Origin of the sequence: Bradyrhizobium sp. (genome assembly GCF_049512235.1) — a bacterium.
Classification (GTDB): domain Bacteria; phylum Pseudomonadota; class Alphaproteobacteria; order Rhizobiales; family Xanthobacteraceae; genus Bradyrhizobium.
The window spans coordinates 1-10,226 of the sequence record NZ_JBEKXH010000233.1; the positions used below are offsets into that span (position 1 = coordinate 1).

At 61.0% G+C, this 10,226-nt stretch carries 12 protein-coding genes; all 12 read left to right on the plus strand.

Annotation, left to right across the window (positions count from 1 at the left end; genetic code table 11):
• Nucleotides 1-200, plus strand: a 200-nt coding sequence (locus ABSG20_RS20595; RefSeq protein WP_490338333.1) for a dioxygenase family protein, incomplete at its 5' end; no start/stop codon positions are given.
• Nucleotides 201-202: 2 nt separating this feature from the next.
• Nucleotides 203-841, plus strand: coding sequence for a protocatechuate 3,4-dioxygenase subunit alpha (gene pcaG / locus ABSG20_RS20600; protein WP_423866356.1), 639 nt, complete (start codon nt 203-205; stop codon nt 839-841).
• Nucleotides 842-908: 67 nt separating this feature from the next.
• Nucleotides 909-1,385, plus strand: a complete 477-nt coding sequence (locus tag ABSG20_RS20605; protein ID WP_423866357.1) for a lipocalin-like domain-containing protein — start codon at nt 909-911, stop codon at nt 1,383-1,385.
• Between the two features lie 31 nt (nt 1,386-1,416).
• The gene (locus tag ABSG20_RS20610; RefSeq protein ID WP_423866358.1) at nt 1,417-2,184 is read left to right on the plus strand and encodes an SDR family NAD(P)-dependent oxidoreductase; all 768 of its coding nucleotides are present in this window, start codon (nt 1,417-1,419) and stop codon (nt 2,182-2,184) included.
• 78 nt (nt 2,185-2,262) lie between these two features.
• Nucleotides 2,263-3,897 (plus strand): AMP-binding protein, encoded by a 1,635-nt coding sequence (locus ABSG20_RS20615; RefSeq protein WP_423866359.1) that lies wholly within the window; start codon nt 2,263-2,265, stop codon nt 3,895-3,897.
• Nucleotides 3,894-5,441: an alpha/beta fold hydrolase gene (locus tag ABSG20_RS20620; RefSeq protein WP_423866360.1), complete on the plus strand. Its 1,548-nt coding sequence runs from the start codon at nt 3,894-3,896 to the stop codon at nt 5,439-5,441. The genes ABSG20_RS20615 and ABSG20_RS20620 overlap by 4 nt, the downstream gene beginning before the upstream one ends.
• Entirely contained in the window at nt 5,438-6,520 is a 1,083-nt protein-coding gene (locus ABSG20_RS20625; protein WP_423866361.1) for an alpha/beta fold hydrolase, read from the plus strand. The genes ABSG20_RS20620 and ABSG20_RS20625 overlap by 4 nt, the downstream gene beginning before the upstream one ends.
• The gene (locus ABSG20_RS20630) at nt 6,517-7,134 is read left to right on the plus strand and encodes a GNAT family N-acetyltransferase (protein ID WP_423866362.1); all 618 of its coding nucleotides are present in this window, start codon (nt 6,517-6,519) and stop codon (nt 7,132-7,134) included. Before ABSG20_RS20625 ends, ABSG20_RS20630 begins: the two co-directional genes overlap by 4 nt.
• Before the next feature lie 12 nt (nt 7,135-7,146).
• Nucleotides 7,147-8,502, plus strand: coding sequence for a 3-carboxy-cis,cis-muconate cycloisomerase (locus tag ABSG20_RS20635; protein ID WP_423866363.1), 1,356 nt, complete (start codon nt 7,147-7,149; stop codon nt 8,500-8,502).
• 45 nt (nt 8,503-8,547) lie between these two features.
• Entirely contained in the window at nt 8,548-8,940 is a 393-nt protein-coding gene (locus ABSG20_RS20640) for a carboxymuconolactone decarboxylase family protein (RefSeq protein ID WP_423866364.1), read from the plus strand.
• Between the two features lie 109 nt (nt 8,941-9,049).
• Nucleotides 9,050-9,502 carry a type II 3-dehydroquinate dehydratase gene (gene aroQ / locus ABSG20_RS20645; RefSeq protein WP_423866365.1) on the plus strand — a complete coding sequence of 151 codons (453 nt, stop codon included), beginning with the start codon at nt 9,050-9,052 and terminating at the stop codon, nt 9,500-9,502.
• 118 nt (nt 9,503-9,620) lie between these two features.
• Nucleotides 9,621-10,226 (plus strand): shikimate dehydrogenase family protein (locus ABSG20_RS20650; RefSeq protein WP_423866366.1); only part of this gene is annotated, 606 nt, incomplete at its 3' end.

The window sequence follows — 10,226 nt, forward strand, 5'->3', positions numbered from 1 at the left end:
AGATGTATTTCGAAGGGGATCCGCTCATCCCCCACGATTCGATCATCGCCACCGTTCCCGACAAGTCAGCGGCGGATCGCTTGACCGCAAAACTCGACCTCAATGCATCGCGCCCGCTGGAGTGTCTCGCCTATCGCTTCGACATCGTGTTGCGAGGACGCCGCCAAACCTTGTTCGAGAACAAGCTGCAGGGGAGCTAGACATGATACCGACCCCATTTGCACTTTCCCAGCTGCCTGAGACCCCGTCGCAAACGGCGGGACCTTATGTGCACATCGGCTTGATTCCAAATCAGGCGGGGTTCGAGATCTTCGAGAACAATTTCAGCGGCGACATCGCCGGTCCGGATGTCGCGGGCCAGCGCATCGTGATCGAGGGACGAATCTTCGATGGTGCGGGCCACGTGACCAAGGATGTCCTGGTAGAGACATGGCAGGCGAATGCGGCCGGCCGCTATAATCATGCCGCCGACAGGCAGAATAAATCCCTCGATCAGGGCTTCCGCGGCTGGGCCCGGACAGGTACGGACTTCGAGACTGGCCTTTATAGAATTCGCACCATCAAGCCGGGAAGCGTAGCCGGCCGCAGAGGCCGCAAGGCCATGGCGCCTCACGTCAATTTTTGGCTGGCCTCCCGCGGCATCAATATAGGCCTGGCCACGCGCATGTATTTTGGCGATGAGGCAGAGGCAAATTCCCAGGATCCGGTCCTGAACATCATCGAGCAACCGGAGCGGCGCCAAACGCTGATAGCGCCCCGGTCCGAGCGAGGCGGTGCCATCGTCTACACTTTCGACATCCATCTTCAAGGCGAACGGGAGACGGTGTTCTTCGACGTCTGAAGATTGCCGGTGGCGTTGATGAACCGACCGGTTTTGTCGACTTGGCCGCTCATAATGGGAGGATAATTTGGCGACGGACAAGGAGATCTTGGCATCTGTGAAGCCCGGGAAGCCGCCGGCGGATTGCCCCGTGCTCGGAACGTGGAAACTGCGAAGCTACGTTCGCGAGCGCCTGTCCGACGGTCAAAGGCACAATCAGTTCGGCGAAGCGCCGGACGGATATATCGGATATGCGTCGGACGGTAGGATGTATGCAATCTTCACGCGGCACGACCGCGTGGCGCCTCGCGACGTGGTGCCCACCGACGAGGAAGGCGTGCAATTGCTTGGTACAATGGTCGCTTATGCCGGCACGTACTCATTGGGCGAGAATGTCGTGGTTCATCACATAGACACTTCGTGGAACCAGGCATGGACCGGAACCAACCAAATCCGGCATTTTGTATTGGAGGGAAATACGCTGACGATCACGACCGCTCCCTACAAGAGCTACCTCGATGGCACCATGGGCCGATCAATTCTGGTCTGGAGCAGGGTCGAGTGATGCCGCATTCCCGGGCTGCAGGAGATTTGCGATGAGCGATCTGTTTGGAATCCAAGGGTCGCATGTGCTGGTTACCGGCGGCTCAAGCGGTCTTGGACGGTTTTTCGCGACCTGTCTTGCCGCGCGGGGGGCACGCGTGACCGTTGCCGCGCGGCGCGCGGAAGCCTTGGCCAAAACCGTCGATGACATCGCTGCTAGCGACGGCCAAGCCCACAGCGTGGTGATGGACGTTACCGTCGCAGCGAGCATCGAGAGCGCGCTGGACGCCGCCGAAGCGCGCTTCGGTCCAGTTCAGATCGTCATTAACAACGCGGGTGTTACGGCGACACGGCCAGCACTGCAGCAGGACGAGACCGATTGGGACAAGGTTATCGACACCAACCTCAAGGGAGTCTGGCTGGTGGCGCAGGCGACCGGACGTAGAATGGTCGCGCACAAGGTGAAAGGCTCCATCGTCAATGTGGCCTCGATCCTGGGCCTGCGGGTTGCAAGTTCCGTTGCTCCATATGCGATCTCGAAGGCCGGCGTTGTGCAGATGACCAAGGCCCTGGCCCTGGAATGGGCGCGCTATGGCGTTCGCGTCAACGCGCTTGCTCCGGGATATTTCGAAACCGAACTCAATGACGATTTCTTCCAGGAGGCCGCGGGTCAGGCGCTGATCAAGCGGATTCCACAGCGGCGGCTTGGCGAATTGCGGGAACTCGAAGGGCCGCTTCTGCTGCTGGCTTCGGAGGCCGGTTCCTACATGACCGGAAGCGTGATCGTGGCCGATGGCGGTCACATGGTTTCGACCCTATGAATGATGGTTTCCCGAAAACGGACTCGCACACCTCAGTGAGGCAAGGGCGACATTGGCGGAAGATGATGAGGTGATCCGATGAATACCAACGACACGCACCCTTTCGAGACGAATTTGGATCGGCATCCGTCCAACTTCATACCGTTGTCGCCCGTCAGCTTTTTGACCCGCGCCGCAAGTGCCTTCGCCGACAAGGTGGCAGTGATCGACGGCGGGCGTCGTTATACGTACGCGCAGCTCCTTGATCGCTGTGTCCGGCTCGCATCCGCGCTGGCCCGGCTTGGGGTCAGACGACTCGATACCGTGGCGATCATTGCATCGAATATTCCGGAGATGATCGAAGCGCATTTTGCGGTGCCGATGCTCGGCGCCGTCCTCAATCCTCTCAATACCCGCCTTGATGCGGCAAATGTCGCTTTCTCGCTTATGCATGGAAGCGCCAAGGTTTTGATCGTCGATGCGGAATATGCACCGTTGGTACGGCAGGCGCTGCAACAAGTGGATCGAGAGATCGTCGTCATCGATATCGCTTCTCCGGATTTGCCGGCCGCGCCACTGGGCAAGCACGCCTACGAGGCGTTTCTCGCTTCCGGCGACCCGGGTTTCGACTGGCCGGGCGTCACCGACGAATGGCAGTCGTTATGCCTGCTCTATACCTCCGGGACCACCGGCGACCCAAAAGGCGTCGTCTACAGTCATCGCGGCGCCTACCTCTCGGCGCTCGGCAATGGATTCAGCTTCGGACTGACCTTCGACAGTATCTACCTTTGGACACTGCCGATGTTTCACTGTTCCGGGTGGTCTTATCCGTGGGCGGTTGTCGCCGCCGGCGGAACCCAAGTATGTCTTCGCAAGGTCGAGCCCGCGCAGATCTTCCGGCTGATCGCGGAGCATCGGGTCACGCATCTCTGCGGTGCGCCGATCGTACTGAATATGCTGGCTCACGCGCCCGCCGATCAGCGCGTGCCGTTCCAGCACACCGTGACGGTTGCGACCGGTGGCGCGGCGCCGCCATCCGCCGTCTTCCGCTCCATGGAAGCCCTCGGCTTCCGGGTTACTCATCTTTACGGCGCTACCGAAACCTACGGGCCCGCGACCTCCTGCGTCTTCCAGCCGGAATGGAACGCGCTGCCGGATGACGAGCGCTTTGCCAGGATGGCGCGGCAGGGAGTAGCCTATCCGATGGTCGAGGCTGTGACGGTCGCCGATCCCAAGACGATGGCCCCGGTTCCACGCGATGGCACGACGGTCGGCGAGATCATGGTGCGCAGCAATACCGTGATGAAGGGATACCTCAAAAACGAGGCCGCGACGGCAAAAACACTGGTTGGAAACTGGTGCCTCTCCGGCGACCTCGCGGTCTGGCATCCCGACGGTGCGATCGAGATCAAGGATCGCTCCAAGGACATCATCATCTCCGGCGGCGAGAATATTTCGAGCCTTGAGGTAGAGGAAGTGCTCACGCAGCACCCCGCCGTCATGCTGGCGGCCGTCGTGGCTCGTCCCGACCCGAAGTGGGGCGAGACGCCCTGCGCATTTCTCGAACTCAAGCCCGGCGCTTCGCAGCCCGAGGACAAAGAGGTCGTTGCCTTTTGCCAGGCACGCATGGCGCGTTTCAAGGTCCCAAAGACTTTCGTCTACGGCCCATTGCCCAAGACATCGACCGGGAAGATCCAGAAGTTCGTGCTGCGTGAACAGGCGGGGGTATTGTGAACCAGAGGATCGAGATCGACGGCCCGGAAAGCCTGCGTCCGCTGGCAGGGTTCCCCATGTCAATGCGGCACGCCGACAGCAATGGCATCAAGATCGCATACGGCGTTCGTGGCTCCGGGCCAGCTCTTGTTCTCATCATGGGTTATCGTCTCAGCTCGCTCGCCTGGCCACTCGATTTCATCGAGGCGCTTGCGGCGCGATTCACGGTGGTAATCTTCGATAACCGCGGCACAGGTGCAAGCGACAAGCCCACGATCGGCTATGAAATCTCGAACATGGCCAAGGATGTGCGCGGCCTTATGGACCATTTGGAAATTGAACGCGCCAGTGTTCTTGGATATTCGATGGGAGGCGCGATCGCGCAAGAGTTGGTTCAGCAATTTCCCGATCGGATTTCAGGATTGGTACTTTGCGCAACGACGTGCGGCGGTCCGCGCGCGATATACGCGTCACCGTCCGTCGTCCGGGTAATGCGGGAACTCGACGGGCTGAAGCCGGAAGAGATCGCCCGGCAGATCTGGCGTGTTACCTATTCGCCGGGATATCTCGAGAACCACCGCGAACGGGCAGAAGATCAGATGCGACGCGAGATCGCGGCGCCAACCCCTCTGCACGCCGCGGATCTGCAATTTCAGGCCTTTGCCGAATTCGATGGCTCCAAGGCGCTTCCGAACATTCAGGTCCCGACCCTTGTGCTGACCGGCGATCTCGACCAGCTGATTTCACCGCAGAATTCAAAATTCATCGCTGGTCTCATTCCGGGAGCCAGGCTGATCGTCATTCCCGGCTGCGGCCATCGTGTGATGTGGGAGGCCACCGAAGAATGTATCGGGTTCGTCACGGAATTCCTGGCCGGCCTCCACGAAGGGCGTCGCGACAACGACGCGGCTGTCTCGCCAGACAACCAAGGCCCCATGGCGGATTTCTTCGAATTTCTTACGCCTGCGCTGGAGTTCTTTACGACCTGGCCGTGGATGTTGGCGGGATTCGGAGTAGACACCATGACGGTGGCGCGGCAGTCGGTCTATTTCGGCGGCAAGGCTCAATTTGGCGACGGCAAACCAGTTATCCTCGTCCCGGAGCTCGGCAGCGATCTTCCCTTCCTGCTGCTCTCGAACTGGCTCAAGGTCCTCGGCTATCGCCCGGTGACTACGAGTCTTTCCGTGAATTTTGACGACCAATCGGTCACAAATTTGATACGCGCCACTACCCAACGCATCGGCAGAAAGGCAGTCCTGGTAGCCCCCGCCTCCGCAATGCAGCTCGCATCGGCGATTGCGGAAGCCCATAAGGCCTGGGTATCTGACATCGTCGTAATCAATGCTTCACACCACTCGGACATGCCCCTCGGCGTTCGAGCCCATTTCATCTCGTCCGGCTGGTCGCTGCTTCTTGCCATGGCCACCTTGCCGCAAGTGCTGCGAAACATACGAATTGAATTGATCGAAGCGCCGAGCGCGGTCGCGCCGGAAGGCGGATATCGTAGCGCGCCGCAGCCGGCATGTGCCGGTCACCCCTTGTCAGCCGAAGGAGAAGCAAAATGAACGCTCCGGCAGGACTTGATCTGGCATCGATGCCGGAGCGCATCCAGTCCGAGGTGCAGCGCGCGATCCAGCGCAGCATCAAGGGCGTCGAATATATATCGTCGTCGGGCCCGTCGCTCGGGTCGACGCCGAAGGACATCCTGGCGGTCCGCGGCACCATGAATCTCTATCACTATCGGCCGATGTCGGACGAGATCTACCGGGTCCCGATCCTGATCGTGATGGCGACCACCAATCGCGGCTATATCCTCGACCTGGTGCCGGGCCAGAGCTTTATCGAGTTCCTGCTCAAGCGCGGCTACGACGTCTACATGCTGGACTGGACCCCGCCGCGGCCGGAAGAGAAGAGCCTGCGGATGGAGGACTACGTCCTCGACTTCATTCCGGATTGCATCCGCCGGGTGCAGGCTGATTCCGGCGAGAGCGACGTCACGGTGATCGGCTATTGTTTCGGCGGCGTGCTGTCGCTGCTCTACGGCTCGATTTTCCCGGACGGGCCGATGAAGAATCTGATCTGCTTCACCACGCCGGTCGATTTCCGTGAAATGAAGCTGTTCCAGAATTTTGCGGACAAACGCTATTTCGACGTCGACCGGCTGGTCGACAGCGTCGGAAATGTGCCGGCCGAGATGATCCTGTCGTCGTTCGACATGCTGCGGCCGGCGTCGCGCGCCGCCAGCCAGGTGCAATTGTGGGAGAACATCTGGAATGACGAATTCGTCAAGTCGTACCGGATGTTCGACCGCTGGGCCACCGACATCCTGCCGCTGGCCGGCGAGTATTTCCGCTCCATCACCAAGGACCTGATGTGGGACAACAAGCTCTACAACGACACCATGATGGTCGGCGGCCGGCGCGCTGATATTGCTGAAATCAAGGTGCCGGTGCTGCACGCGGTCGCCGAGCACGATCACATCGTTCCCTATGATGCCGCCAAGCCCTTGATTCAGAAGATCGGCTCGACCGACAAGCAAGAGGTGATGCTCAAGGGCGGTCACGTCAGCCTGGTCGCCGGCGCCAACGCCATCAAGCGGCTGTGGCCGAAGCTCGATTCCTGGTTATGTGAGAGGTCGACATGAGCCAAACACGTTCCTATCCGCGCCTCGTGCAGACCGAGGCCGGCGAGATCGAATTCCGGCTGATGGCGCCTGACGACGAAGCCGCCGTGCTCGACTTTGCGCAGCAGCTGCCGGTGCACGATCTCTTGTTCCTGCCGCGCAACATCAGCGAGCCCAAGGTCTTGTCGGCCTGGGTCAAGGAGATCGAGCGCGGCGCGATCACCAGCCTGTTGGCGCTCAAGAACGGGACCGTGGTGGGCTGCGGCACGCTGGTCCGCGATCCGCATTCCTGGTCGCCGCATGTCGGCGATATCCGGATGGTGGTGTCACGGGATGTCCGCGGCCAGGGCGTAGGCCGGGCACTGTCGCAGGAAACCTTTGCGCTGGCGCTCGGCGCCGGTCTTGAAAAATTATCGGTCCAGATGACGGTCGACCAGCAGGCCGCGATCACGCTGTTCGAAAGCCTCGGTTTCAAGGCTGAGGCGCTGCTCAGTGACCATGTCCGGGACGTTAACGGCAACAAGCATCACATCGTCGTGCTTGGGCACAATGTCGCGCAGGTCCGGGGACAACTGGAAGCCTACGGCCTGCCGGGGGCAGTTGAGGGATTGGCAGAGGCCGGGCCGGACGGTTAGGTCGCACGCATCATGAGTACTTCCCTGTCGCCCCTGCTCGCACCAATGCTGTCGAGCGCCGCCATGCGCGCTGTCTGCGACGACGTGGCATGCCTCCAGCATATGCTCGAGTTTGAAGCCGCGCTCGCGCGCGCCGAGGCGGCAAATGGCGTCATCCCCACGCGGGCAGCCGATGCGATTGCGAAAGCCTGCAAAGCCGGTGCGTTCGACCAGGACGCACTGGCCGAGGCGGCGACGCGCTCCGGCAACCTCGCGATCCCTCTTGTCAAGTCACTCACCGCCGAGGTCGCCAGGGCCGACGCCGATGCGGCGCGCTATGTGCACTGGGGCGCCACCAGCCAGGACGTGATCGATACCGCGACCATGCTGACCTTGCGAGCGGCCACTGATGCGCTGCTTCTGGACATCGATCGCGCCATTACGGGCTTTGCCAGGCTCGCGCGCCGGCACCGCAACACCCCGGTCGTCGCGCGCACCTGGCTGCAGCATGCGTTGCCGATGCCGTTCGGCCTCAAACTCGCGGAATATGCCGCGGCATTGCATCGCTCGCGCACGCGGTTGCGGCGATTGCGCAGCGAGGGGCTGGCGCTGCAGTTCGGCGGTGCTGCGGGAACTCTGGCAGCGCTCGGCGACCAGGGTCTGCTGGTCGCGACCAGACTTGCGCAGGAGCTTGGGCTACCGCTGCCGGAGGCCCCCTGGCATACCCATCGCGACCGCATAGCGGAGGCCGCCTCGGTGTTCGCTATTCTTTCAGGCACCTGCGGCAAGATCGCCCGCGACGTGCAGCTGATGATGCAGACCGACGTTGCCGAGGCATTCGAGCCCGCCGGGGAAGGCCGCGGCGGCTCTTCCACCATGCCGCACAAGCGCAACCCCGTCGCTGCCGCGACCGCGCTGGCCGCGGCCACCATGGCGCCGAATCTTGCGGCGACCATCTTCGCCGCGCAGGTGCAGGACCACGAGCGCAGCGCCGGACCGTGGCACGCGGAATGGCCTGTTTTGCCGATGCTGCAGCTCGTCACCTCGGGCGCGCTCGCCTCGACAGTCGATATTGCCGAGGGGCTGGAGGTCGATGCGGCGCGCATGCGCGTCAATCTCGATGCCACCCACGGGCTGATCATGGCTGAGGCGGTGACGATGGCTCTGGCGGAAACGATCGGCAAGAGCGAGGCCCATCATCTGATAGAGGCCGCAAGTAACAGGGCGGTCGCCGGGAAAACTGACTTGCGCGATGTGCTGGCCAGAGATCCTGACGTCAGCGTGCATTTGAGCGCAGATAGGCTGGAAAAACTGTTCGAGCCGATGGCCTATCAGGGCGTCGCACAAATACTGATCGACCAGCTACTTGCTTCGCTCGACGACAAATAGGACACCCCGGGAAGTACCCTCAGGCAAAGCTCATCAGAGGTGACAATGGACGATCAAAAACGCCGTGAGGCCGGCATGGCTCAACGCCGTAAGGTGCTCGGCAACGCGTGGGTGGATAAGTCGGCCGCCAACACCAATTCCTTCAACGCGGAATTCATCGACCTGATCACGCGTCACGCGTGGGGCGATATCTGGACCCGGCCGCATTTCGACGAGCGCACCCGCCGCGTGCTGGTGATCGGAAGCCTGTTGGCGCTTGGCCAGTGGGACGAATTTCGCCTGCATGTGCGCGCGGCCCTGACCGAGGGCGGCTTCACGCCGGATGACATCAAAGAGATCGTATTGCAACAGGCGATCTATTGCGGCGTGCCCGCCGCCAATCATGCCGTCAGGGAAGCATCAGTGGTGCTCCAGGAGTTGGGGCTGCTGAAGGAATAGCGCGTCTGTGTTCGCGCTGCGATCGATCGGTGCAGTTCCGTGTCGCGTCAGAGGTTGATAATGCGCATCACTGCTGCCAAGTCAAACAAGCATGATCCCGGAGTCCACCATGAGCCGAATCGTCTACGTGTTGAACGGTCCTAACCTCAATCTGCTTGGCAAACGCCAGCCTCACATCTATGGTCACGAAACTCTAGCCGGTGTCGAGGCTGATTGCCGTGAGCTCGCCGCAGAGCTCGGACTTGAACTTCGCTTTCACCAGTCGAACCGTGAATACGAAATCATCGACTGGATTCACGAGGCAAGAGAAGCCGCATCCGGCATCGTGATCAATCCTGCCGCCTTCACGCATACGTCGGTTGCGATCCTGGACGCACTGAATGCCTTCGAAGCGACGATCATCGAAGTTCACATATCGAACGTCCACAAGCGCGAGGAATTCCGCCACCACTCCTATGTATCGCTTCGCGCCGACGGGGTGATCGCGGGGCTCGGCACCGAAGGTTATACCCTGGCGCTGCGACGTATTGCGCATCTGCTCGACAAGGCCGATGCAAAGTGAGTTCGGGTACCCAAGGCATCCAGAGTGCCCAGGGATTGGCTCAAGTCACTCCGTTGTCGCAGCTTTCTGAAGCCGGACTTTTGGACAACCATTTTGATGTTGAGAAAAGGAGAATCCCATGACGATCAGCGGACGCACGAAGCTCATTGCTCATCTCGGCTACCCGACCGAAAGCTTCAAGGCACCGATGATCTACAATCCATATTTCGAGAAGTACAATATCGACGCGGTCGTCGTTCCGATGGGCTGCAGGCCCGAAGACTACGCTGCGTTTCTCAAGCTCGTGTTCAAGCTCTCCAACATCCAGGGTGCGCTTGTCACCATGCCGCACAAGGTGACTACGATCCCGCTGCTGGATGAGGTAATGACCACAGCCAAGGTCGCGGGCTCGTGTAACGCCATTCGCCTTGGCCCAGGGGGTATATTGGTCGGCGATATGTTCGACGGCGAAGGTTTCGTTCGCGGCGTTCTGCGCAAGGGCCGGGTGCTGGCAGGTGCACGCGTGCTTGTGGTCGGGAGCGGAGGCGTCGGCTCTGCCATTGTGGCGTCGTTTGCCAGGGCCGGCGTGGCTGGGCTTGCGTTGTTCGACGCCCACGCCGCGGCAATGGACAGTTTGGCGGAGCGGTTGCAAACTTACTATCCGGCGTTGAAGATAGAGGTCGGCTCCAAGGATCCGGCCGGTTTTGATGTTGTCGTCAACGCGACGCCGCTCGGCATGAAGGAA